Here is a 23,442-nt window from a genome sequence, read left to right as displayed (position 1 = left end):
CTAACGGCCGGTAACTATTGACAATGCGAGAAAGGGGGCCTAACCGTTTTGGTTAGGCCCCCTTTCTGGCGTGAATGAACTAGACGTTCGAGTTCTTCACCGTGGTGCTGAGCTTCTCGCCGTCCATGCGGTAGACCGTGCAGAGGATCTCCCGATCGTTGCCGAGGGTCCAGGACGTCGGGGTCGGCGTGAGGTAGCCGATGTCCAGGGCGGACTCCGAATAGTCCGTGCCGATGTAAGGCTGGAATTCAGCGAGGCAGAATTCCTGTGCCGCGGCGTCTATGGCTTCCTCGCCGGGGAACGAGCCGCGGTCCATGTCCATGGCAGCGTAGACCTCGGTATCGTGCGGCTGGGTGCATGGAAGCACATCCACAGCTTCAATCTGTTCGGCATCCGGGTCATCGACCAGGCAGTCGCCAACCTTCAGGTCGACGGCGTCGACGGATTCGGCGGACACCTCTTCCTCAGCTGTCCCGTCAGCTACGGTCTCTGCTTCCGGCGAGGCCGAAGCTGCTGATTCACTGGTCTTTGGTTCGTCCTTGTCTGCGGCTGCTCCGCACCCTGCGAGTGCGAGGGCGAAGACGGCAGCCGTGACGGCTTTTCCGGCGCGGGCCAGGTTCAGCTGGCGGGCGGAATTCATGCGAATAGCTCCTTCTGCGGTAATTGGTCCTGGTTATCCACCCCCCAATGGGCCGGAAACCACCAGAAGAGGTTATGTGCAGCGCAAGCATGCTTATAAATCGGCGAAGTAACATCCGCACGCAATATGCAATGGCATCGAAGGGGGCAAAGGAAAAGGCACCCCGGCCGATGACCGGGGTGCCTGTGAGCGGAAGGTAAGGGATTCGAACCCTTGGTACGGGGTTACCGCACACTGGTTTTCAAGACCAGCTCCATCGGCCGCTCGGACAACCTTCCTCCGCTTAGTAGTCTGGCAGATGAGCGCAGTTCACCAAAATTTTCTCCACTTCCGCAGGAGGTTCCATGAAAGCGATAGTCATCACCGAACCCGGCGGCCCGGAGGTCCTGGCACTCCGCGACGTGCCCGCACCCGTACCCGGCCCCGGTGAAGTCCTCATCGACGTTGCAGCGGCGGGACTCAACCGTGCCGATGTGCTGCAGCGTCACGGAAACTATCCGGTGCCTCCGGGCGCTCCTGAATATCCGGGCCTGGAGGTCTCCGGCCGGGTGGCAGCGGTAGGCACCGGGGTGGAGGGGCTGGAAGTGGGTGCCGACGTCGTTGCACTGCTTTCCGGCGGCGGTTACGCCGAACAGGTGGCCGTTCCAGCCGGCCAGGTGCTTCCGGTTCCGCCGGAAATGGATCTCGTGACCGCCGCGGCACTGCCTGAGGTGGCTGCCACCGTGTTCTCGAATCTCTTCATGGCGGCCGGAGTCCATGAAGGCGAATACGTGCTGATCCATGGAGGTGCCGGCGGCATTGGCACCATGGCTATCCAGCTCGTCGCTGCCTTCGGCGCCGTACCCATGGTGACGGCTTCAAGCCCGGCAAAGCTCGAGCTGGCACGGAGCCTCGGTGCCAAGGTGCTGATCAACTACAAGGAGCAGGACTTCGTCGAGGAAGTCCGTGCCGCCACCAACGGGCACGGGGCAGACGTGATCCTCGACGTGATGGGCGCCAAGTACCTGCAGCGCAACGTCGACGCGCTCGCCGTCGCGGGCAGTCTGGTGATCATCGGACTGCAGGGCGGAACCCGGGCGGAACTGGACCTCAATGCACTGATGCGCAAGCGCTGTGCAGTTATGGGAACCACGCTGCGCGCACGTCCTGTAGAGGAAAAGAGCGCCATCATGGCGTCCGTCGGCGAATACGTCTGGCCGCTGATCAAGGACGGCAGCGTCAAACCGCTGGTGGACCGCACGTTCCCCCTGGCGGAGGCGGCAGCCGCCCACGAGTACTTCGACTCCGGCCAGCACACCGGCAAGGTCCTGCTGACGCTGTAGCCCGAAGATCGGCGGGGCCCACCCGGCCCCGCCGGCCGGCGCTGTTCGCCGGCCCGCCGTCGCCCGCTGCTCGCCCGCCAGCGCCGTTCGCCCGCCGCTCGGCGCCGAAACAGGACCGCTCGGCGGGCCCTTCCCCACCTGCCGGCGTGTATGTGACCCACATCGCATCCCCGGTGCTACCCTCATGCGCACATCACGCCCTGCACCCGCAGGGACCGCACTGCTGACAAGGGGTAGCACCATGAGTGAAGACAAGCGGCGACGGAGGGACCCGGACCGTCCGGACCCCGCAGCCGGAGGCGCAGACATCCTCACGCAGGATCCGGACCTGCCGCCGGTCGCCGTCGACGATGACGACGCCAACCGCAGCACCTGGACTCCGCTGAAGATCGCGGTCTGGTTAGGCATCGCCCTGCTGGGCGGCATCAGCTGGACCATGCTCGCAATCATCCGCGGCGAAACCGTGAACGCCATCTGGTTCGTCTTTGCCGCGGTCTGTACGTACCTGATCGGCTACCGGTTCTATTCGAAGTACATCGAGCGGCACCTGCTCAGGCCGAACGACCGCCGGGCCACACCCGCGGAGTACAAGGCGGACGGTAAGGACTACGCCGCCACCGACCGCCGGGTGCTTTACGGCCACCACTTCGCCGCCATCGCCGGCGCCGGCCCGCTGGTGGGCCCCGTCCTGGCCGCGCAGATGGGCTACCTGCCCGGCACCGTGTGGATCATCGTCGGCGTCATCCTTGCCGGCGCCGTCCAGGACTACCTGGTCATGTTCTTCTCCATGCGCCGCGGCGGACGTTCCCTGGGCCAGATGGCCCGCGAGGAACTCGGGCTGATCGGCGGCACTGCCGCCCTGATCGCCACCCTGACCATCATGATCATCATCGTCGCGATCCTGGCCCTGGTGGTGGTGAACGCACTCGGCGAAAGCCCGTGGGGCGTTTTCTCCGTCGCCATGACCATCCCGATCGCCCTCTTCATGGGGGTATACCTGCGCTACCTGCGTCCCGGCAAGGTCAGCGAAGTCTCGATCATCGGCTTCGTGCTGCTGATGCTCGCGATCATTGGCGGTGGTTGGATCGCCGATACCGAGTGGGGCGTGGCGATCTTCTCCCTGGACCGCGTCACCATCGCCTGGGGAATTATCATCTACGGCTTCATCGCCGCCGTTCTGCCCGTCTGGCTGCTCCTGGCCCCGCGCGATTACCTCTCCACCTTCATGAAGATCGGCACGATCGTCATGCTGGCAGTCGCCATCATTGTGGTCCGTCCGGAGATCAGCGTTCCCGCGTTCAGCGAGTTCGCATCCCGGAACGACGGCCCAGTAGTTGCCGGCCCGCTCTTCCCGTTCCTCTTCGTCACCATTGCCTGCGGCGCCCTGTCCGGTTTCCACGCCCTGATCTCCTCGGGTACCACTCCGAAGATGATCATGAAGGAGCGCCAGACCCGGTTCATCGGCTACGGCGGCATGCTGATGGAGTCCTTCGTAGCGATCATGGCGCTCGTCGCGGCGATCTCCCTGGACCGCGGCATTTACTTCGCCATGAACTCCTCCGCTGCTGCCACCGGCGGCACCGTGGAGGGCGCCGTCGCCTTCGTCAACTCCCTGGGCCTGGTGGGCGTGAACCTCACCCCTGACATGCTCACCTCGCTGGCGTCCGACGTCGGCGAAGAGTCCGTGGTCTCGCGCACCGGCGGTGCGCCCACCCTCGCCGTCGGCCTGGCGATGATCATGCAGAGCTTCATCGGCGGACCGGCAATGATGGCGTTCTGGTACCACTTCGCCATCATGTTCGAGGCGCTGTTCATCCTCACCGCCGTCGACGCCGGCACCCGCGTGGCCCGCTTCATGCTGCAGGACTCGATTGGGAACTTCATCCCGAAGTTCCGGGACACCGGATGGCGGACAGGGGCCTGGATATGTACGGCGATCATGGTTGCCGGCTGGGGGTCGATCCTGATCATGGGTGTCACCGATCCACTGGGCGGCATCAATACGCTCTTCCCGCTGTTCGGCATCGCCAACCAGCTGCTCGCAGCCATAGCGCTGGCCATCTGCCTGGCGATCCTGGCCAAGAAGAATGTCTTCAAGTACATCTGGGTGGTGGTGCTGCCGCTGGGCTTCGCCTCCGTCGTAACCATCACGGCCTCGATGTACAAGATTTTCTCCCCGGTCCCGGCCGTGGGCTACTGGGCGCAGCACAACGCGTTCCGGAACGCCCTCGAGGCCGGCGAGACCAGCTTCGGCACGGCCAAGACCGTTGAGGCCATGGAGGCGGTGGTCCGGAACACCTTCGTGCAGGGTGTGCTGTCCATCCTGTTCGTGACCCTGGCGATCATCGTGATCGTCACGGCCGTTATCGCGTCGGTCCGCTCCTACCGTTCCGGCGGGGCGCCGAGTGCCGAAGACCCGGCCGTGCCGTCGCGGACCTTCGCGCCGGCCGGCTTCCTGGCCACACCGGAGGAAAAGGAAATCCAGGCGCAGTGGGACGCCCTGCCGGAGGACCAGCAGCCGGCGCGGACGGGGCACTGATGACCGCCGTCGTGGGGCACCTGCGTGGCTTTGTCCGCTTCTTCCGTGACGTGATGGGCGAGGACGCGTACCGGAAATACCAGGAGCACCACGCGGCGTCGGGCTGTTCGTCTCCGCCGCTGACCGAGCGGGAGTTCTGGCGGGACAAGATGGACCGCCAGGACGCCAACCCCGGCGGGCGCTGCTGCTGACGCTGCATCCTCCCGCACAACCCATCGAGAGGCCAGTTGCGGCTCGTTTCAGCCCTGAAAAGAGCCGCAACTGGCCTCTCGGTGGTAAGGGGAGAGGGTTGAGGCGGTTGCCGGATACTGCTTTGCTGGAGGAATGGCAGAGAACAAGGACCTCCCGGACGATCCCCACCTGCGCGAAGACATCAGCCTTCCACTGTCCGAGCCGGACAACGAGGACGAGCACCTGGCCCAGGACGCCGGGATCCCGGAGGACACCAGGACTGGCCCCGAGTTCGACGGGCACCATTACACGGCGGGACAGCTCAACGCCGGACAGTACGCTGCCGGGCTGAGCCCCGACGGCGGATACGCACAAATGCGCGAGGAAGAGCTGGAAAGCGACTGACTCCCGGCCCAACCGGCACCAGGCGTGAGAGCATTAATTCATGACTGAACAGAACGGATCTGCGGGATTTCCCGAACCGGCTAACCCCGGCGAACCGGAAGCCAGGCCGTCGGAATTCCCGGACCGGGACGGGACGGATCAGCAGGTCCAGGCCCCGCGACACGACGGGCCGCGCCAGGACGGTTCCGGCCAGGACAGCGCCGGCACTGACGGACAGTCCCAGGATGCGGGAGTTGCTCCGCCCACCGGCGGCCGGCCGGGGCCGGCAAAGCTTAATGAGCTGGTGGACGAACCCGCCAAGGTCATGCGGATAGGCACCATGATCAAGCAGCTGCTGGAGGAAGTCCGCAACGCGCCGCTCGACGATGCAGCCCGGAACCGGCTTGCCGAAATCCACGAGCGCTCGCTCAAGGAGCTGTACGACGGACTCGCCCCGGAACTGGTGACCGAACTCGAGCGGATCAACCTGCCGTTCCCTGAGGACTCCACACCGACAGACGCGGAGCTGCGCATTGCGCAGGCCCAGCTGGTCGGCTGGCTGGAGGGGCTCTTCCGCGGAATCCAGACAGCGATCGCCGCGCAGCAAACCGCCAACCAGCAGCTGCAGAGCCGGCTCCAGCTGCGCCAGCTGCCACCGGGCACCGTGCTGGCCCCCGGCGTCGTCATCGGTGAAAACGGTGAACCGCGGCGGACCGGCACGGCCGCACAGCCCGGCCAGCAGCCCGGAGCCGGTGCGCGCGTGGAACCCCACGCCGGTCCGGGGCAGTATTTGTAGCGTGGGTCTGTAGAATTTCCCGCAGGATGGCACTTTTCGCAGCAGCCCGGCAGGGGCGCAAGGACGACACCGAACTCGGCAAGGGTGTGTGGCGCCGTGCCCACGACCGGTTCACCCGCGGCCTGGACCGCTACCACCAGATGCTGGAAGGGGTTGAGGACGACGCCCTGTACAACGAGCTGGCGCTGGTTGCCAATGACCTGTCCGCCCTCCTCCCACGCGTCCGGGCCGTTTGTGCCGGAGCCCAGAAACAGCTCCCCAGCTCCGGCCAGGACATTCCCGGCGGATTGATCGCCGTCCACCGGGCGCTCTCCCGCTCCGGTAATTCCCTGGCGGCCGCAGCGGAGGCCGCGGCCATGTCCCGGCTGGAGGGCGAACGCTGGGGCATTGCCTCCGCAGGAGTTGAAAATGTCCGTCGCCGGGCGGCGCTGGTCCAGGACGACGTCGCAGAAGCAGAACGCGTCCTGGCGGACTCCCGCACCTAGGCACTCCCTCCACAAGAGCAGCAGCCGTAATTTCGCGCCCAGCAAACACCGGCACTTTTGGTCAGCGGGACCGCCGCACCGGGTGGAGGATGGGGAGCATGACTACATCTCCTCTCGTCACCTTTAACGACGGCAACACGATTCCCCAGCTCGGCTACGGCGTCTGGCGGGTTGAGGACGAACTCGCAGAAAAGACCGTTGGTATGGCCTTCGAAGCCGGTTACCGCCACATCGACACTGCCAAGATCTACGGCAACGAAGCAGGCGTCGGCCGCGCCATCGCCGCATCCAGCCTGCCGCGCGAAGATATGTTCATCACCACCAAGGTCTGGAACGCAGACCAGGGCTACGAAGAGACGCTGGCTGCCTTCGACGCCTCCATGGAGCGTCTCGGCCTGGAATACCTCGACCTGTACCTGATCCACTGGCTGCAGCCGAAGCAGGGCAAGTACGTGGATACCTGGAAGGCACTGGTTGAGCTGCAGAAGTCCGGCCGGGTCAAGTCGATCGGCGTCTGCAACTTCACGGTGGAGGCCCTGCAGGAGATCATCGACGCCACCGGCGTCGTCCCCGTACTGAACCAGGTGGAGACCCACCCGTACCTGGCCCAGACCGAACTGCGCGAGTTCGAGGCCAAGCACAACATCAAGCACGAGTCCTACTCTCCGCTGGGCTCCGGCCAGGGCCTGCTGGACGATGCAGTGCTCAAGGACATCGCAGCCAAGTACGACGGCGCCACGCCCGCCCAGGTGGTCATCGCCTGGCACCTGGCACTGGGCAACATCGTGATCCCGAAGTCCGTCACCGAGTCCCGCATCCGCGAGAACTGGGCAGCACTGGACCTCAAGCTCTCCGATGAGGACATCCAGGCAATCAACGCCCTGGACAACGGCACCCGCTTCGGTGCGGACCCGGCAACGTCCGACTTCGCCTAGCTCCTCCTCAAAACGAGATAACAGAAAGTGCACGTCCCAGCTCTGGGACGTGCACTTTCTGCTATCTCGATGGGGGGTGAACGGGAAGGGGAGGGGGCCTACGCGGCGGCGACGGCTTCCAGCGGTGCCCGCAGCGGAAGGTCCCGGCCCTCGAGGATCACCTGGGCGCACTGCCAGGTCCGGGTGTTCACGATCACCGGGGCCAGCAGGTTGACGGTGGTCCCGGCGTCGGACGGGTTCGCGACCACCAGCACGCGGGCGTCGGCCGGGTCCTCCAGCTGGAGCTGGCGGGCCTGCTCATCGGAAATTTCCGGGTTGTACTCCGGCAGGTAGACCGAGGCATCGATGGCGTAGAAGCGCCGCACGCCAGCGGAGACGTCCGTCCCGGTGAGGGAGTAGAGGCCGGTGGCGCCGTCGACATCTTCCAGCGCGAACTCGGTCAGCGGTTCCAGGCCGGGAGGCGGTGCAAGGAAGGACACAGGGGTCACGGTGCTCATCGCAGGAAGTCCATCAGGGTGGGCTGCAGTACCTTAGCGGTGACAGCGAGGGAGGACTGGTAGGCGAGCTCCTGGAGCTTCAGGTCCAGGATGACCTGGGCCGTGTCCAGGTCCTCGATGCCGGAGCGCCGGGTCTCCAGGCTGACGGACTGCTCCAAGTTGGCTTCCTCTGCTTTCAGGACACGGGCGTGGCGGATACCGACATCGGTCTGCGAAGTCAGCACGGTGTTGATGCTCTCATCGATGCCGCCCAGGTGGGCACTGATGTTGCCGTTGTTACGCAGGTCTGCCACCAGGGAATCAATCCTGGTGAACATGTCACCGAAGACCTCCTCGGCACTCGCGTCGACACGGACCACGGTATTGGCGTCGATCCGCCGGTTGACCGTGCCGTGCCCGTCACCGGTGAAGGTGTAGGTCGGTACCGTTGCGGGCGGGGCCGGCGGATTCTCGACGACGGCGGCACCGGCGTCGGAATTCCCGGCGAAGACGTTCCGGCCCAGGTAGGTGGTGTTGGCCTGGCCCAGCAGGTCCTTCTTCAGGCCCTCGATCTCAGTGGCAATCGCAGCCTTGCTGGCCGGCGTTGTGGTTGCCGTCGATGCGGTGATCGACAGGTCCTTGATCCGGGTGAGGATGTCGCTCGTGCGGGTCAGCGCGTTGTCGAGCGTAGCGAGCCAGCTGTTCGCATCCGAGATGTTGGTCTTGTACGCGGTGTTGGCGCGCATTTCTGCGCGCACCTTCAGGGCGTCGGCGGTTCCCGTGGGGTTGTCCGACGGCCGCGTGATGGCTGCGGAGGTCTGGGCCTGTTCCTGCAGCTTGGCCAGCCGGGACATGTTGGCCTGGAGGTTCTGCTGCGCGTTGCGCGTCAGCATCAGGTTGGAGGTGCGGGTGATCACGGGGTTACCTTCCCACAATGCCGGTGCGGTTGATGAGGGTGTCGAGCATTTCGTCAATGGCAGTCATGACCCGGGCCGCGCCCTGATAGGCGTGCTGGTAGGCCAGGAGATTCAGGTTCTCTTCATCCAGGTCCACGGAGGAGTTGGAGAGCTGCATGTCGACGGCGGCCGAAGCAGCGACCCCGGCGAGCTCCGCCTGCTGCATCTCCACGCGGGTGCTTGCACCGATGCCGCTGACGAAGTTTGCCCAGGCGGAGTCGGGGGAATCGGGGCCGGTTCCCAGCTGGGCTATCCTGTCCGCTATCGAGCTGTCCAGGTTGCCCATGTTCGCCGCTCCGGTGGCGATACCGGAAGCGTTGGCCGGTACGACTTTGAGCGACAGCGCCGCAGGATCGGTGTCATGGCTGAAGAAGTTGCCCACCGCAGCCCCGGCCGTGTTGATGCTGCCGTTGTGCACATCGTTTACGGCGCTGGCCAGATCCTTGGCGAAGTTGTTGTAGCCCTCCGCCGCGGTGGCGAGGATACCGCCGTCGGCTGCCGGTGCCAGGACACTCAGCACGCCGGCGACTTCACCGCTGGCGGCCATGTTGCTGCCGGGCCGGTGCGCCCATTCAAGCCGGGGAGCTTCTCCGCCCATCTCGCTGCCGCCGGCAACCTTTACCGGACGGACGAGGTCCCCCGAAACGATTGCGTTGCCGTCGATCAGTACGTCCACCATGCCGTTGTCCGATTCGCGGACGGTGCCGCCGGCCAGCGCGGCGATGGTGGTGGTGAGGGCGTTGCGCTGGTCGATCAGTTCGTTGGCAGTACCGCCCGAGGCCAGCGTGGTGCGGATCTGCGCGTTCAGCGAGGCGATCTGGGAGGCAGCGCCGTTCAGCTCGGCTTCCATGTCCGTCAGCTGCTTGTGCGCACTGGCCCACTGTTCCTTCACGGAGTTATAGCCGGTGGCCAGCTGAGTGGCGATGATGTTGGCCTGCCCGATCAGCGCAGTGGCAGCCGCCTCATTGCCGGGCTTGTTGGCAACACCTTGCCAGGCTGCCCAGAACTCGGTGAGGGAGGCAGAAATGCCGTTCTTGCCCGGTTCGTTGAGGCTGGTCTCAAGTCCGGCCAGGGCGTTGGCGCGTACGGCCGAGAAGCCCGACGCCGCTGCGGTGGCCCGTACCCGGGTGTCCAGCTGCATGCTGCCCAAGCGGGCGATGCCGTCCACGGAGACGCCCTGGCCCACGCGGGCACCGGTGGCGAACTTGCCGGTGACTGCCGCCCCGCCCATGGCGGAGGTGGTGACCCGTTGGCGGGTATAGCCGGGGGTGTTGACGTTGGCGATGTTCTGGCCGACGACGTCGAGTCCCTTGCGGGCTGCGCTCAGACCGGTATACGCGGTGTTCAGGCCGCTGAAGGTGCTCATGGCGTGCTGGTTCCTTTGTTCACGGTCTTTAGAGTTGCTTGTCCACGATCCGGGCGCCGCTGCCGGTGCCGGTCGAAGTGCCGTTGGACGTGTACGTCTTGCTTTCAGTGCCCAGGCCCGCGAGGGTTTCCTGGGCGGAGCGCGCGGCAGTCCGCAGGAACTGCTCGTTCGTGTCGCGCAGATCGCGGATTTTTACCGTCAGTTCCGTCATCGCCTGTAGATGGGCCGTGAAGATCTCAGTCCACGGTCCGGGAGGAGCGGCGGCAATGATCTGCCGAAGAGTTGCATCTTCGGCTATGCCCCACTCCTGCGCGAGCTCGGAAACGGCCACCGTCCTGGCCAGATTCGCTGCTCGCAGGCGTTCCAAAACCTGTTCGACTTCCCGGGTGGCGTGCTGCAGCCAGCGGGTTTTTCCGGAGGTAAGGAGTAGTTGTTCTTCTTCGAGCTTGAAGGTTAAGAGCTCCAGCAGCTCCCGTTCTTCCCAGAGTAATGCGGACAATTTCTGGGTTCCCATGCCTTGCTCACCTCCTGCGACGCACGCAAATGTCTCTGTCTCCGACGGATGTGTTGGCACATCCGGCAACGGGTTCACAGACACCCGCGCGTGCAGGCCCAGAAAACTTAATCCGTCAGAAACACCTATCGGCGCTTGTACTCCCAATGTTAGTGGTATGTTGCAGCTATTGCGCCAAAGTAAGGGACGTACCGGGAGACTCAGCTCCTGTCCAAGCGGTCAGCGTATTTTGTTGGGGAACAAGGACTTGGGGGTCCACTAGTTGAATCGCGAAGAACGCAACCTTTTGGTTGTGGAGAACTTACCTTTGGTTGGTTACCTGGTCTCAGAGGTGTGTGCAAAGGCCACGCATCTGTCCAGGGATGACCTTGCGTCAGTTGGGGCAATGGCCCTGATTACGTCCGCCGACTCCTTTAACGCGGAGCTGGGTGTGCCGTTCGGTGCCTATGCACGACGCCGGATTGTCGGCGCTTTCGCTGACGAAATGCGTTCGAATGACTGGGCCACCCGGACCGCCCGCAAGCGCATCAAGGAAACCCTCGCAGTCAAGGAAGCACTGACGGCTGCCTTGGGCCGCTGCCCGAAGGTGGACGAGATCGCTTCTGCCATGGGCGTTGACCGCGCAACGGCCGAGGACGCGCTTTCCGACGCCTCGCGCACCGTCTCCCACCTGGACGACGCCGCCGCGGATTCGCTGGTGAGTGCCCTGCCGTCACCTGAAGGTTCCGCGCTTTCGGCGGAGCGCATGCAGTATCTGCGTGCGGCTGTGGCGGCCCTGCCGGAGAAGATGCGGTACATCGTGGAGCAGGTCTACTTCCATGACCGGTCAGTCAAGGATCTCGCCGCTGAACTGGGAGCTACGCACTCTGCTATATCGCAGCAGCGGGCTGAAGCTGTTCGCCTGCTCCGTGACGGCCTGGGAACCCACTACTCGGATACTGACACTCCGGCGCCGATCGAGTCGCGGATTTCGCCGGCCCGCCGGAACGCCTACCTCGCCTCGGTAGGGGAGTGGACCGCGGGTGGGCTGACGCGCCAGGATCCGCACCACGGACCCACTTTCCACGTTCCGGGGCACGGGCTGAACGCCGCCGTGTCCTAGCTCTCAACATGGTTGAAAAATCTTTCCCGAATTCCTAACACCACCGGCACAGGTGTCGATAGCTAGGGGTACAGGCCCACGGACGGGCCTCGTAGTAATCGCCCAATCACGGAGGAATTCATCATGGGTTTCACAATTGCAACTAACACCTCGTCGCTCAACGCGATGCGTAACCTCAACCTGAACCAGGCTTCTCAGGCCAAGTCGGTGGAGCGTCTCTCCAGCGGCCTGCGCATCAACCGTGCGGCTGACGATGCTGCCGGCCTGTCCATCTCCGAAGGTCTGAAGAACCAGATCTCCGGCCTGCAGGTTGCCGGCCGTAACGCCCAGGACGGCATCAGCGTCATCCAGACTGCTGAAGGCGCCCTTACTGAGGTCCACAACATTCTGAACCGTATGCGAGATCTTGCCGTTCAGGGTGGTAACGAATCGAACAACCCCAATTCCACAGCCGCGTTGAAGAAGGAAGCTGACGCGTTGGGCATGGAACTCAACCGCATTGCAACTGGCACGAAATTCAACGACATCGCGCTGATGACCGGCGGGACGATGAACATCCAGGTTGGCGCCGGAGACGGAGACTCGGATTCCATCGCTCTGACCTTCACCAACATGACCACGGCCCTTGGTGGCCTCATGGGCGATACCGAATCGGCGGACTTTGACGTCACCGACAACGCGGCGGCGAAGACCACCATCACTGCCCTGGACACCGCCATCACGGCAATCTCCAGCTCCCGGTCCGACCTGGGTGCCCAGCAGAACCGCCTGGAATCCACCGCACGCTCCATCGCGGTGTCCGTTGAGAACCTCTCAGCCGCCAACTCCCGTATCCGCGACACCGACATGGCAGCAGAAATGGGTAACTTCACCAAGTCCCAGATCCTGTCACAGGCTGCTACCGCAATGCTGGCCCAGGCCAACCAGATGAACTCCGGCGTTATGCAGCTCCTGCAGTAATAACGGATCCATCCGCGGGAATGCTCCGGCTGCACCGCAACTGCAGTAAGCGCAGAACTGGCAGGTGAATGGCCGCTGGCGGGAAAAGAATGACTTGGACCTCACACTTTTCCCGCCAGCCCATTCCCTGCCTGCGGTGTTTTATCCGGCTTCGGCCAGCGGCCCATTCTCAGCAGAACCACACCGGCATTTTCCCTCCGCAGCGGCGGCCAGATCTTGAGGGAAACGTACTAGGAGCAATCGCATGGCGCTAGGCATCGACGGACTGATCAGCGGGATCGAAACCTCCGCCATGATCAAGCAGCTCATGGACATTGAGGCACGTCCACAGGTCCTGCTCAAGAATAAGGTCAGCTCGACCCAGACCTTCATTACCGCGCTGCAGAACCTCAACACCAAGATAGCCGCGCTAGCTGAGAATGCTGCGAAAGTCTCGAAGCCGGCAGGCACGGACTTGTTCAAGGCGAGCACCACCACGGACAAAGTCACGGCCACCACCACAGCGGGCGCTGCGGCCGGCTCCCTGGACATTTCCGTCTCGCAAACGGCCACGGCTCAGGTTTCACTCTCCGGCGCCATGACAGCCTGGCCGTCCAACAGTGTCCTCGCGATCTCCGCCAACGGCACGGTCACCTCTTTTGATACCACGGACAAGTCCATGGACGAGGTCATCAGCGAAGTCAACAAGGCCAACCTCGGCGTTACCGGCGTGAAGATTGCCACCGGGAGTGTGGATGGCGTCCAGCAGTACCGGGTTCAGTTCACGGCAGCCAAGACAGGTTCCGAAGGAGCCTTCACGGCCACCCTCGGCGGAACTGACATGGACGTCCTAAAGCCGGCGCAGGACGCGAAGCTCACGCTGTGGGCAGGCACTCCGGCCGCACAGGAGATCATCTCCTCCACCAATACCTTCAAAGCCCTGATGCCTGGGGTGGACATCACCCTGGCGGCGGACACCCCGGCGAACACCGCGCTGACCATCAGCGTTGCACGCGACGACGAGGCGATCTCCAAGGTCGCTTCGGACCTGGTGGCTGGCCTGGCCGATGTCTTTGCCTACATCAACCGCAACAGCGCAGTGACCGTCTCCACCTCTTCCGGCAACACAAAGGCCTCCGGCGGAGTGTTCACCGGCGACGCCGGTATCCGCGACATCAAGCGCCAGATCATGGAAGCCGCCACGTCACCCGTCGACGGACGCTCTCCATCGGAGATCGGCGTGGTGATCACCAAAAGTGGAACGGTGGAGTTCGACCCGGAGAAATTCGCCGCAGCCATGGAGTCTGATCCGACCAAGACGCAGGAGACACTGCAGGCCATTGCCGGTCGTGTAGAAGCTGCCGGCAAGGTTGCTTCGGACAAGTATGACGGGCTGCTCACCCAGCGCATTACCGGCCAGGAATCGACGGTCCGTTCGCTCAACACCCAAATCGAAGACTGGGACCGCCGGCTGGCCAGCCGCGAATCAACCCTGAAGCTAATCTGGGGCAACCTTGAAGTGAAACTGAGTCAGCTGCAGGGCCAGCAGGACTGGCTCACTGGCCAGCTTGCTGCGCTGAACACCTCCACCTCAGGAAAGAAGTGACCGTGAGCTACGGTCTGAAGGCCAAGCGCGCCGAATTCATCCGTGACGCGGTGATGTCTGCGTCACCGGTCCGTCTCCTGACCATGCTCTATGACCGCATGCTGCTGGACCTCAACCGCGCCGAAGCCGCCCAGCAGGCCGGGAACTGGAAGGCCGCCAGCGAACAGCTGGTGCATGCCCAAAGCATTGTGGCCGAGCTGAGCGGCACGCTGAAGGTCGATGAATGGGAGGGCGGCGAGAACCTCCAGGCCATCTACGGTTACGTTCTGAAGGCGATGGTGGAAGCCAACCTGCAGCACAGCGCCTCCATCACCCGCGAGTGCATCAACCTGTTAGAGCCGCTGCGCGACGCCTGGCATGAAGCTGCGGCCCAGCTGCCGGCCCAGGCCCCCACTGCAGGAACGTCCGGAACCGGCGGTACCCTCGGTGTCGGCTGAACCAGCGGGGGAGTACCTCACACCGCACCAGGAGAACCTTGAACGCTGGGATGAAGTCCTCACCCAGCTCGAGGACAACCTGGAAGCCTTCATGGACGGATCCACGGTCCTGGACCAGGCGCGCACCGTTGCCAGCGCCTGGCATCCGCCGCACGAACTGGGACCGCTGCCGGCAGAATTCGCCACGCGTGCCCGGCTGCTGTCGATGGCCCAGCAGCGCGCCTACACCCAGCTGCGGAACGAATCCAGGATGATCCGGCAGCAGGCGGAACTGATCCGCAGTGTCCCCACGGCATCCTCCGGCGGAGCGGTGTACCTCGACGTCGCCGGCTAGGCGAGCCACGTAGCCTACGCGTCCACGTAAGCCGCGAGGTGCTCCCCAGTGAGGGTTGACCGCCCCGCCACCAACTCGGATGGCGTGCCCTCAAAGACAATCCGCCCGCCGTCGTGCCCTGCGCCCGGACCCAGATCTATGATCCAGTCCGAGTGGGCCATCACCGCCTGGTGATGCTCAATTACGATCACCGACTTCCCAGAGTCCACCAGCCGGTCCAGCAGGCCCAGCAGCTGCTGCACATCAGCCAGGTGAAGCCCCATGGTGGGCTCATCGAGGACATAGACGTCGCCTTTCTCAGCCATCTGCGCCGCAAGTTTCAACCGCTGGCGTTCACCGCCGGAAAGCGTGGTCAGCGGCTGCCCGAGGGTCAGGTAGCCCAGCCCCACGTCACAGAGCCGCTCCAGGACCTTATGCGCCGCGGGCGTCTTCGCATCCCCGTCGGCAAAGAATTCGAGTGCTTCCGCTGCGGGCATCGCCAGGACTTCGGCGATGTTCCGGCCGCCCAGGGTGTACTCCAGCACGGCAGCCTGGAAGCGCTTGCCGCCGCATTCCTCGCAGGTGGATTCCACGGTGGCCATGACTCCCAGGTCTGTGTAGATGACCCCCGCACCGTTGCAGACCGGACATGCGCCCTCCGAGTTCGAACTGAACAGCGCCGGCTTCACGCCATTCGCCTTGGCGAACGCCTTGCGGATGGGCTCAAGCAGGCCGGTGTACGTGGCCGGGTTGGACCGCCGGGACCCCTTGATCCCGCTCTGGTCGATGACGACGACGCCGTCCCGCTTCGCCACCGACCCGCGGATGAGGGAACTCTTACCCGAACCGGCCACCCCGGTCAGGGTGCAGAAGACCCCCAGGGGAATGTCGACGTCGACATCCTGCAGGTTATTGGCGGACGCGCCGCGCACCTCCAGCCCGCCGGACGCCGTACGTACGGACTCCTTCAACTGGGCCCGGTCATCCAGATGGCGGCCGGTGATGGTCCCGGACGCGCGCAGCCCTTCAACCGTGCCCTCGAAGCAGATTTCCCCGCCGCCGGTTCCGGCCCCGGGACCGAGGTCCACCACGTGGTCCGCCACGGCGATCATCTCCGGTTTGTGTTCAACCACCAGCACCGTGTTGCCCTTGTCCCGCAGGGCTACCAGCAGCTGGTTCATCCGTTCGATGTCATGAGGATGGAGCCCAATACTCGGCTCGTCGAAGACGTAGGTGACGTCGGTCAGCGAGGAGCCGAGGTGGCGGATCATCTTGGTGCGCTGGGATTCCCCGCCGGACAGGGTTCCGGCCGGACGGTCGAGCGAGAGGTAGCCCAGGCCGATCTCCGTGAAGGAGTCCAGCAGGTGCTGCAGCCCGGCCAGCAGCGGCGCCACTGACGGTTCTTCCAGCTTCCGGACCCATTCCGCCAGGTCGCTGATCTGCATGGAGCACAGGTCCGCGATGTTCTTCCCCTTGATCTTCGAGGAGAGCGCCTCCTGCGCCAGCCGGGTTCCGCCGCACTCAGGGCAGGTGCTGAATGTGATGGCACGGTCCACGAAGGCGCGGATGTGCGGCTGCATGGCCTCGCGGTCCTTGGACAGCATTGACTTCTGGATCTTGGGTATCAGGCCTTCGAAGGTGACGTTGATGCCGTCCACCTTGAGTTTCGTGGGCTCCGAATACAGCAGGGCCTGGAGCTCCTTCTTCGTGAACTTCGCAATCGGCTTGTTCGGATCGAACAGTCCGGTGTTGGCAAAGATGCGTCCGTACCAGCCGTCCATGCTGTAGCCGGGAATGGTGAGGGCGCCCTCCAGGATGGACTTTGAATCATCGAAAAGCACGGCCAGGTCGAAGTCGCTGACGGACCCCATGCCCTCGCAGCGCGGACACATCCCGCCCAGTCGGTTGAAGGTGGCCTTCTCGGCTTTGGTCTTGCCGCCCCGCTCAACGGTGATGGCGCCGGACGCCTTCACGGAGGGGACGTTGAAGGAGTATGCGTTCGGAGAGCCGATGTGCGGATCGCCCAGCCGGCTGAAAAGAATGCGCAGCATGGCGTTGGCGTCGGTGGCAGTGCCCACGGTGGACCGAGGATTGGCGCCCATCCGCTCCTGGTCCACGATGATCGCCGTCGTCAGCCCTTCCAGGCGGTCGACGTCGGGGCGGGAGAGGCTCGGCATGAACCCCTGGACGAATGCGCTGTAGGTCTCATTGATCATGCGCTGGGAATCAGCGGCGATGGTGGCAAAGACCAGGGAGCTTTTCCCCGACCCCGACACGCCGGTAAAGGCCGTCAGGCGGCGCTTGGGAATTTCCACGCTGATGTCTTTGAGGTTGTTCTCCCGTGCGCCCATGACCCGGATCAGGCCGTGGCTGTCCGCAGGATGGATGGTGGGGGACTGGGGTGCCGGATCCGTAGCCGTGCTCATGATTTCTCCCTGGAGGGTTCCGCGGTCTGAAGTGCCACGTTACCCGTGAGGACTGACACTGTGCTTCTTTGTTCCTGATCGAATTACTACTTGGATGCCCGCGATGAATTACCTATAACAACGGCGAAAGTACTTACACGCGCCGGCGACCCGCCGATAACCAACAGTGAGCATGGATAGCTCACGCAAGAGGCCACGGATCGGCCGCTCTGTTCCCCATAAGAAGCGGGTTTTCTGTGTTCGACTCCGTGTCCTCGGTGGCGCTGCAAAGCGCGCTCAATGGCCTGGCCCTGCGCCAGCGCACCATTGCCAACAACATCGCCAACGTGAACACCCCCGGCTACCACGCGCAGCGGGTCAGCTTCGAAGACGCCCTCGCCAAGTCCGTGAAGGCCGGCAACAAGGCCTTCACCGACTCCAGCACCGCCCGCTCCCTTGAACCCACCCGCCTGGACGGCTCCAACGTCAACCTGGACACCGAAACCCTGTCCAATATCGACACCGTCCTGCGCTTCCAGTTCGCTTCCCAGGCCGTGGGCGGAGAAGCGAACTCCCTCCGCACCGCCATGAGGACCCAATAATGACATTCGACGCCATCGGCATTGCCGGTACTTCCCTGACCGTCCACCGCAAGTGGCTGGACGCTGTCTCGGACAACCTCGCGAACATGAACAACGCCTCGTCCACCGACGGCGCGGCCTTCCAGGCCCGGTACGTCGTGGCCACGGAAGGTGCCGCGAACACCGGCGTCTACGTCTCCGGCGTCGAATACGGGGACGCCGAGGGCCGCATGGTCCACGAACCGAACCACCCCCTCGCCGACGAAGACGGATACGTCCGCTACCCGGACATCGACATGGCCGAACAAATGAGCGCCCTGATCATGGCGCAGCGCGGCTACGAGGCGAATGCCGCCGTCGTGGACCGCGCCAAGGCCACTTATGAAGCCGCCCTCCAGATTGGACGCTCCTGATGCCCGTACCTGCCATCGCCGCCGTTGCCGGCACCCTGCCTACCGCTTACCTGGAGAACACTGCTCCGGTTTCCCCGGCCACGGACGGCTCGGGTTTCGCCACCCAGCTCGCCGGCGCCGTGGACAACGCGCAGCAGCTCTCCTCCGCGTCCAAGGAACTGGCCGTCCAGGCCGTGACCGGGGACCTTGATGACATCCACGCGGCGACCATCGCCTCTACGCGCGCTTCCGTGACCCTGGAACTGGTGGCTGCCGTGCGCAACAAGAGTGTTGACGCCTTCAACGAGATCATGCGGATGCAGGCGTAATGACACAGGTGAACGCGGCATTTGGCCGTTTGGGGAAAACCATTGGCCAGTTCACCCTGGCGCAGAAGACCCTTGCGCTGATTGGCATCGCCGTCCTGGCACTGGGCATCTTCGCCCTCGCCAGCTGGGCCGCGAAGCCCTCCTATTCGCCGCTGTTCTCCGGCCTCCAGCCCTCCGACGCGAACACCATCGTTGAGCAGCTGCAGGCCGACGGCGTTCCCTATGAGATCGCCAACGGCGGCGGAACCATCATGGTTCCTGAGCAGAACGTCTATGACCAGCGGCTCAAGGCCGCCGGCGCCGGGCTGCCCGCATCCTCCACGGGCGGCTACTCGCTGCTGGACAACATGGGTGTCACCTCTTCCGAGTTCCAGCAGTCCGTGACCTACAAGCGCGCGCTGGAAGGCGAACTCGCCAAGACCATCGGTGCGCTGAACGGCGTCAAGACCGCGTCTGTGCAGCTGGCGCTGCCGGAGCAGACCGTCTTCGTTTCGGAAAAGGTGGACCCCACGGCCTCCGTCTTCATCGACACGGAGAGCGGAGTGACCCTGAGCGGGGACCAGGTCCAGGCAATCGTGCACCTCACCTCCGCCGCGATCGACGGCATGAAGGCCACCAACGTAGCGGTTATCGACTCGGCAGGAACCGTGCTTTCCGCCGTCGGCGTGGGTGCCACCGGTTCCGCGGACAAACAGGCCACCGACTACGAGGAGCGCGTCTCGTCCTCCGTCCAGAGCATGCTGGACAAGGTTGTGGGTCCCGGCAACGCGACCGTTGCCGTCGCCGCGGACATGAGTTACGAATCCGCCAACCGGGTGGAGGAAACCTTCACCAACCCGGCCGGAAACCCCGCACTGAACGAAGCCACCACCACGGAGGAATACACCGGCGGCGGAGCCAACGGCAACACCGCAGCCGGTGTCCTGGGCCCTGACAACATCGCCGTTCCCGGCGGCGGAGGCGACGACGGCGCTTACACCTCCGAATCCACTACCAAGAACAACGCGGTGAACAAGGTGACGGAAACCCGGGACATCCCGGCCGGTGCCCTAAACCGCCAGACGGTTTCAGTTGCGCTGAACTCCGCCACCGCCGCAGGCATGAACGTAGCGGACATCCGTGCCCTCGTCTCCAACGCAGCCGGCATCGACACCGCCCGCGGGGACCAGCTCACGGTCGAAATGGTGGCCTTCAACGCCACCGGTGCCGAGGCCGCGCAGGAAGCGCTGGCCGCCGCCGAAGCGGCCGAAGCCGCCGAACGCCGGGCCGAACTGGTCCGTATGGGGATTTTGGCCGCAGGCATCGTGCTGGCCGTGATCATTGCCCTGGTGGCCTACGCCATCCGGTCCCGCCGCCAGAACCGCGAAGCCGTGGATATTGGCGTCCTGCCGGAACTCGACCCTCTGGCACCGGCCACCGGACTGGCGATGATCGGCCAGGACCAGGGTCGGGCCGCGCTCGAGCCACCGGTGGACACCGCGTCCCTGCGGATCGTCGCGAACGCTGCCGGTTCCGAGCGCAAGCTGGAGGAACTGGACCACCTGGCCCTGCAGGATCCGGTCCGCACGGCGGACTATCTGCGCAACTTCATGGATGAGGGGCAGCGGGTATGAGCGAACAGAGTTCCGGAACAGCGGTGGCCACGATGACCGCTCCCGAGACCGAAGTGCAGGAGGCACCCACCGCCGCAGTCCCCGCGGTCCGCCCGCCCGTGTCCGCGCCGGTGCTGCCGAAACTGACCGGCATGCAGAAAGCCGCCGTCATCCTGATGCAGCTTGAAACCTCGCGCGCAGCAACCGTGCTGCAGCAGTTCACCGAAGCCGAGGCACAGGAACTGGCCGCGGAGATCGTGAACCTCCGCCGCGTGGACGTCAACGTCGTGGAAGCCGTCATCAACGAGTTCTACGACATGACGGTGGACGGACGACGCCGCGCCCACGGAGGACGCGACGTCGCCATGGGCCTGCTGGAAGCCTCGTTTGGCACTGAACGCGCATCCGGGGTGATGGACCGCCTGGCCTCCTCGATGGCCGGCAAGTCCTTCGAATTCCTGGAACGTGCCGAACCGCCGCAGGTGGTGAGCCTGCTGGAGAACGAACTGCCGCAGACCATCGCCCTGGTCCTGGCGCACATGCGCCCGCAGCGGGCCTCAGCCGTCATCAGCGGGTTCCCCGACCAGCTGCGCACGGACATCGCCCAGTGCATCGCCAACATGTCCCGGGCAACTCCCGAGGCAATCCGCATTGTTGCGGAGACGCTCAAGGCCCGTGCAACTGCCGTCGGCGCAGCCCGTGAAGCCGCAGACCAGATTGGCGGCATCCAGCCGCTGGTGGACATCATCAACCGTGCCGACGCCGCCACCGAGCGCGCCATCCTCGAGGCCCTGGACGCCCGGGACCCGGACCTGGCAGAAGAAGTCCGGTCGCGGATGCTCACCTTCGCCGACCTCACCAAGCTCGAACGCCGGGACGTGCAGCTGGTGCTGCGCGGCATTGACGTCGCTGTCCTGGCCCTGGCCATGAAGGGTGCCAGCGAAATCGTGCTGGAAACCGTGCGGACCAACGTCTCCGAGCGCAACCGCGAAATCCTCGACGACGAGATCGCAGCATCGGGTCCCGCCCGCCTGTCCCAGGTGGAAGAGGCCCGTGCCACGATCGTGCGGGCGATCCGCGACCTGGAAGCCCAGGGCGCGATCACCATCCACCACGCGGACGAGGAAGAGTATGTCTACTGAGTCCCAGGAACGCACCTTCTCCCGCATGGCCTACCCCGCACTGGGGGGCTACGACGCGGAGCGTGCCGCGGAACGCGGGCGGGCACAGGGCCATGCGGCCGGCTACGCGGCCGGTCTGCATGCCGCTGCGGCCGAGACGGCGCGCCTGCGGCAGGAACTCAAGACCCGGTTCGACGCCGAAACCGCCGCCCTGCGTGCCCGCGCCGACCACGCTCTGGCACTGCTGAACGCCGCGGAGCAAAGCGTGGCACAGCAGACCGTGCCGGTCATCGCCGAAGTGCAGGATGCGCTGGCGGCAGCTGCCCTGGAACTTGCAGAGGCTCTGCTTGGCCGGGAGCTCGCCAACGGCGAGACCTCCTCCCGTGCGGCGCTCGACCGTGCCCTGTCCGGCGTCGACGTGCGGCTGGTCCAGCAGGTGCGGATGCATCCTGAAGACCTCGCTGTCCTGGGCGACGACGTACTGAACCAGGCCGGAGTGGTGTTCGTGGCCGATTCCGCGTTGAAGCGCGGAGATGCCGTCACCGAGTTCCCCGACGGTTTCCTTGACGCAACGCTTGCCACGGCCCTGTCCCGGGCCAGGACGGCGCTGCTCGGAGATACGGCATGACGCTCACGGTCAATCCGCAGGCCGCGGAACAAGCCGAGGCTGTCCCGCAGCCGTCCCGCCGGGAACGCCGCCGCACCCCGGTATCACAGCCGGTCCTCTGGCGCCCCCGCGGCGAGGCCTTTGGACACGCGCTGGCCGCGGCCCGCCCGCAGCGGGTCGGCAAAGTTTCCACCGTCGTCGGGCTCAGCGTTGAGGTCACCGGGCTGGACTGTGCCGTTGGTGACCTGATCAGCCTGGGCGCCCCGGGCGCAGAGGTTGACGCCGAAGTGGTGGCGGCGACCCGCGACGGCGTGCGCTGCATGCCCTTCGGCCGCCTGGCCGGACTCACCGCCGGCAGCCCCGCGAGGTCAAAGGGCATGCCGATCCGCGTCCCCACCGGAAACGGCCTGTTCGGCAGGGTCCTGGACGGCCTCGGCCGCCCGATCGACGGAAAGGGTCCGCTGCAGGTTGAGCAGTTCGTTCCGCTGGACCATGACACGCCCCCGGCGATGCAGCGGTCCCGCATCACGGAGCCGCTGCAGCTTGGCGTCCGGGTCCTGGACACCCTGACCACCGTGGGCAAAGGCCAGCGCATGGGCTTGTTCGCCGGCTCCGGCGTGGGCAAGTCTTCCCTGCTTTCAATGATTGCCCGCGGCACGGACGCCGAGGTCTCCGTGATTGCGCTGGTGGGGGAGCGCGGCCGTGAAGTCCGTGAGTTCCTCGAGGATGACCTCGGTGAGGAGGGGCTGGCCCGCTCCATCGTCGTCGTCTCCACCTCCGATGAGCCCGCCCTGATGCGCCTGCGCGCAGCATTCGTTGCCACCCGCATCGCCGAGTCCTTCCGCGACCGGGGCGCGGACGTCATGCTGATGATGGACTCGCTGACCCGCGTGGCGATGGCCCAGCGCGAAATCGGCTTGTCCGTCGGTGAGCCGCCCGCGACCCGCGGCTACCCGCCGTCGACCTTCTCCCTGCTCGCCCAGCTGCTGGAACGAGCCGGGACGGACAAGAGCGGTTCGGTCACCGGCATGTACACCGTGCTGGTGGACGGAGATGACCACAACGAGCCGATCGCGGACTCGGCCCGCTCCATCCTGGACGGTCACGTGGTGCTGGACCGCAAGCTTGCCGTGTCCGGGCACTTCCCCTCGGTGGATGCCCTCGGCTCAATCTCCCGCGTGGCGTCCCGGGTAAACCCGAAGGACCGCAGCCAGGCCGCCTCCGGCCTGCGCCGGGTGCTGGCTGCCCGCCGTTCCGCGCAGGACCTGATCGACGTCGGTGCCTACCAGCGCGGAACCAACCCGCTGGTCGACGCAGCGGTGGACCACGAGGACACCATCAACGCGTTCCTGCAGCAGCGCATGGACGAGCAGACTCCGGCAGACAGCGCCTGGGACCAGCTGCAGCGGCTCACCACGAATCTGGGGGTTTAGG

General features: G+C 65.0%; 25 protein-coding genes and 1 tRNA gene. 19 read left to right on the top strand and 7 right to left on the bottom strand.

Going from position 1 to position 23,442, the window contains the following annotated elements; translation table 11 throughout:
* Nucleotides 1–79: 79 nt before the first annotated feature.
* Both GD628_RS12970 and GD628_RS12965 read right to left on the bottom strand, forming a co-directional pair.
* On the bottom strand, nucleotides 80–640 hold the full coding sequence (locus tag GD628_RS12970) for a septum formation family protein (protein ID WP_152275002.1): 561 nt from the start codon (nucleotides 638–640) through the stop codon (nucleotides 80–82).
* Nucleotides 641–830: 190 nt separating this feature from the next.
* Nucleotides 831–918: transfer RNA gene (locus GD628_RS12965), tRNA-Ser, on the bottom strand.
* A 66-nt stretch (nucleotides 919–984) separates the two neighbouring features.
* On the opposite strand from GD628_RS12965, the gene GD628_RS12960 reads away from it, so the two are divergent.
* From GD628_RS12960 to GD628_RS12930, 7 genes are all read left to right on the top strand, one after another.
* Nucleotides 985–1,962: an NAD(P)H-quinone oxidoreductase gene (locus GD628_RS12960; RefSeq protein WP_152275001.1), complete on the top strand. Its 978-nt coding sequence runs from the start codon at nucleotides 985–987 to the stop codon at nucleotides 1,960–1,962.
* A gap of 241 nt (nucleotides 1,963–2,203) precedes the next feature.
* On the top strand, nucleotides 2,204–4,501 hold the full coding sequence (locus GD628_RS12955) for a carbon starvation CstA family protein (protein ID WP_152275000.1): 2,298 nt from the start codon (nucleotides 2,204–2,206) through the stop codon (nucleotides 4,499–4,501).
* A complete protein-coding gene (locus GD628_RS12950) occupies nucleotides 4,501–4,692 on the top strand; it encodes a YbdD/YjiX family protein (protein ID WP_152275148.1) in 192 nt (63 codons plus the stop codon). The genes GD628_RS12955 and GD628_RS12950 overlap by 1 nt, the downstream gene beginning before the upstream one ends.
* A gap of 133 nt (nucleotides 4,693–4,825) precedes the next feature.
* The gene (locus tag GD628_RS12945) at nucleotides 4,826–5,077 is read left to right on the top strand and encodes a hypothetical protein (RefSeq protein WP_091608120.1); all 252 of its coding nucleotides are present in this window, start codon (nucleotides 4,826–4,828) and stop codon (nucleotides 5,075–5,077) included.
* A gap of 40 nt (nucleotides 5,078–5,117) precedes the next feature.
* Nucleotides 5,118–5,852, top strand: coding sequence for a bacterial proteasome activator family protein (locus GD628_RS12940; RefSeq protein WP_226802547.1), 735 nt, complete (start codon nucleotides 5,118–5,120; stop codon nucleotides 5,850–5,852).
* 26 nt (nucleotides 5,853–5,878) lie between these two features.
* Nucleotides 5,879–6,337: a hypothetical protein gene (locus GD628_RS12935; RefSeq protein WP_091608117.1), complete on the top strand. Its 459-nt coding sequence runs from the start codon at nucleotides 5,879–5,881 to the stop codon at nucleotides 6,335–6,337.
* A gap of 98 nt (nucleotides 6,338–6,435) precedes the next feature.
* Nucleotides 6,436–7,272 (top strand): aldo/keto reductase, encoded by an 837-nt coding sequence (locus tag GD628_RS12930; RefSeq protein ID WP_091608115.1) that lies wholly within the window; start codon nucleotides 6,436–6,438, stop codon nucleotides 7,270–7,272.
* 98 nt (nucleotides 7,273–7,370) lie between these two features.
* Here the strand turns inward: GD628_RS12930 and GD628_RS12925 are convergent, their stop codons facing one another.
* The 4 genes from GD628_RS12925 to GD628_RS12910 are packed head-to-tail and all read right to left on the bottom strand — an operon-like array spanning nucleotide 7,371 to nucleotide 10,584.
* Entirely contained in the window at nucleotides 7,371–7,769 is a 399-nt protein-coding gene (locus tag GD628_RS12925) for a flagellar assembly protein FliW (RefSeq protein ID WP_091608112.1), read from the bottom strand.
* On the bottom strand, nucleotides 7,766–8,665 hold the full coding sequence (gene flgL, locus GD628_RS12920) for a flagellar hook-associated protein FlgL (RefSeq protein WP_226802546.1): 900 nt from the start codon (nucleotides 8,663–8,665) through the stop codon (nucleotides 7,766–7,768). Before flgL ends, GD628_RS12925 begins: the two co-directional genes overlap by 4 nt.
* Nucleotides 8,666–8,669: 4 nt before the next feature.
* Nucleotides 8,670–10,070, bottom strand: a complete 1,401-nt coding sequence (gene flgK / locus GD628_RS12915) for a flagellar hook-associated protein FlgK (protein ID WP_152274999.1) — start codon at nucleotides 10,068–10,070, stop codon at nucleotides 8,670–8,672.
* Nucleotides 10,071–10,098: 28 nt separating this feature from the next.
* Nucleotides 10,099–10,584, bottom strand: a complete 486-nt coding sequence (locus GD628_RS12910) for a flagellar protein FlgN (protein ID WP_152274998.1) — start codon at nucleotides 10,582–10,584, stop codon at nucleotides 10,099–10,101.
* Nucleotides 10,585–10,846: 262 nt separating this feature from the next.
* Between GD628_RS12910 and GD628_RS12905 the strand changes: the two genes are divergently transcribed.
* From GD628_RS12905 to GD628_RS12885, 5 genes are all read left to right on the top strand, one after another.
* A complete protein-coding gene (locus GD628_RS12905; RefSeq protein ID WP_091608105.1) occupies nucleotides 10,847–11,686 on the top strand; it encodes a sigma-70 family RNA polymerase sigma factor in 840 nt (279 codons plus the stop codon).
* 123 nt (nucleotides 11,687–11,809) lie between these two features.
* Nucleotides 11,810–12,646, top strand: coding sequence for a flagellin N-terminal helical domain-containing protein (locus tag GD628_RS12900; RefSeq protein WP_091608103.1), 837 nt, complete (start codon nucleotides 11,810–11,812; stop codon nucleotides 12,644–12,646).
* 244 nt (nucleotides 12,647–12,890) lie between these two features.
* On the top strand, nucleotides 12,891–14,231 hold the full coding sequence (gene fliD, locus GD628_RS12895; RefSeq protein WP_152274997.1) for a flagellar filament capping protein FliD: 1,341 nt from the start codon (nucleotides 12,891–12,893) through the stop codon (nucleotides 14,229–14,231).
* A gap of 2 nt (nucleotides 14,232–14,233) precedes the next feature.
* Nucleotides 14,234–14,668, top strand: coding sequence for a flagellar export chaperone FliS (fliS, locus tag GD628_RS12890; RefSeq protein WP_226802545.1), 435 nt, complete (start codon nucleotides 14,234–14,236; stop codon nucleotides 14,666–14,668).
* On the top strand, nucleotides 14,658–15,002 hold the full coding sequence (locus GD628_RS12885) for a hypothetical protein (protein WP_091608099.1): 345 nt from the start codon (nucleotides 14,658–14,660) through the stop codon (nucleotides 15,000–15,002). The genes fliS and GD628_RS12885 overlap by 11 nt, the downstream gene beginning before the upstream one ends.
* A gap of 14 nt (nucleotides 15,003–15,016) precedes the next feature.
* On the opposite strand, the gene GD628_RS12880 is transcribed toward GD628_RS12885, so the two are convergent.
* A complete protein-coding gene (locus GD628_RS12880; protein ID WP_152274996.1) occupies nucleotides 15,017–17,407 on the bottom strand; it encodes an ATP-binding cassette domain-containing protein in 2,391 nt (796 codons plus the stop codon).
* A 236-nt stretch (nucleotides 17,408–17,643) separates the two neighbouring features.
* On the opposite strand from GD628_RS12880, the gene GD628_RS12875 reads away from it, so the two are divergent.
* From GD628_RS12875 to GD628_RS12845, 7 genes are read left to right on the top strand one after another with little or no spacing between them, the layout of a single operon-like run.
* Nucleotides 17,644–17,988, top strand: coding sequence for a flagellar basal body rod protein FlgB (locus GD628_RS12875; protein ID WP_091608095.1), 345 nt, complete (start codon nucleotides 17,644–17,646; stop codon nucleotides 17,986–17,988).
* Complete coding sequence (locus tag GD628_RS12870; RefSeq protein WP_091608093.1) at nucleotides 17,988–18,380, top strand: flagellar basal body rod protein FlgC; 393 nt, start codon at nucleotides 17,988–17,990, stop codon at nucleotides 18,378–18,380. Before GD628_RS12875 ends, GD628_RS12870 begins: the two co-directional genes overlap by 1 nt.
* The gene (gene fliE / locus GD628_RS12865; protein ID WP_091608091.1) at nucleotides 18,380–18,688 is read left to right on the top strand and encodes a flagellar hook-basal body complex protein FliE; all 309 of its coding nucleotides are present in this window, start codon (nucleotides 18,380–18,382) and stop codon (nucleotides 18,686–18,688) included. Before GD628_RS12870 ends, fliE begins: the two co-directional genes overlap by 1 nt.
* The gene (fliF, locus tag GD628_RS12860; protein WP_152274995.1) at nucleotides 18,688–20,301 is read left to right on the top strand and encodes a flagellar basal-body MS-ring/collar protein FliF; all 1,614 of its coding nucleotides are present in this window, start codon (nucleotides 18,688–18,690) and stop codon (nucleotides 20,299–20,301) included. Before fliE ends, fliF begins: the two co-directional genes overlap by 1 nt.
* Nucleotides 20,298–21,422: a flagellar motor switch protein FliG gene (fliG, locus tag GD628_RS12855; protein WP_386887924.1), complete on the top strand. Its 1,125-nt coding sequence runs from the start codon at nucleotides 20,298–20,300 to the stop codon at nucleotides 21,420–21,422. Before fliF ends, fliG begins: the two co-directional genes overlap by 4 nt.
* Entirely contained in the window at nucleotides 21,412–22,029 is a 618-nt protein-coding gene (locus GD628_RS12850; RefSeq protein WP_091608087.1) for a FliH/SctL family protein, read from the top strand. Before fliG ends, GD628_RS12850 begins: the two co-directional genes overlap by 11 nt.
* Nucleotides 22,026–23,441, top strand: a complete 1,416-nt coding sequence (locus tag GD628_RS12845) for a FliI/YscN family ATPase (protein ID WP_091608085.1) — start codon at nucleotides 22,026–22,028, stop codon at nucleotides 23,439–23,441. Before GD628_RS12850 ends, GD628_RS12845 begins: the two co-directional genes overlap by 4 nt.
* The last annotated feature ends 1 nt before the right edge of the window (nucleotide 23,442 follow it).

The organism is Arthrobacter koreensis (genome assembly GCF_009193255.1).
GTDB classification, from domain to species: Bacteria; Actinomycetota; Actinomycetes; order Actinomycetales; family Micrococcaceae; genus Arthrobacter_B; species Arthrobacter_B koreensis.
This window is presented reverse-complemented; position numbering and strand designations above follow the sequence as displayed.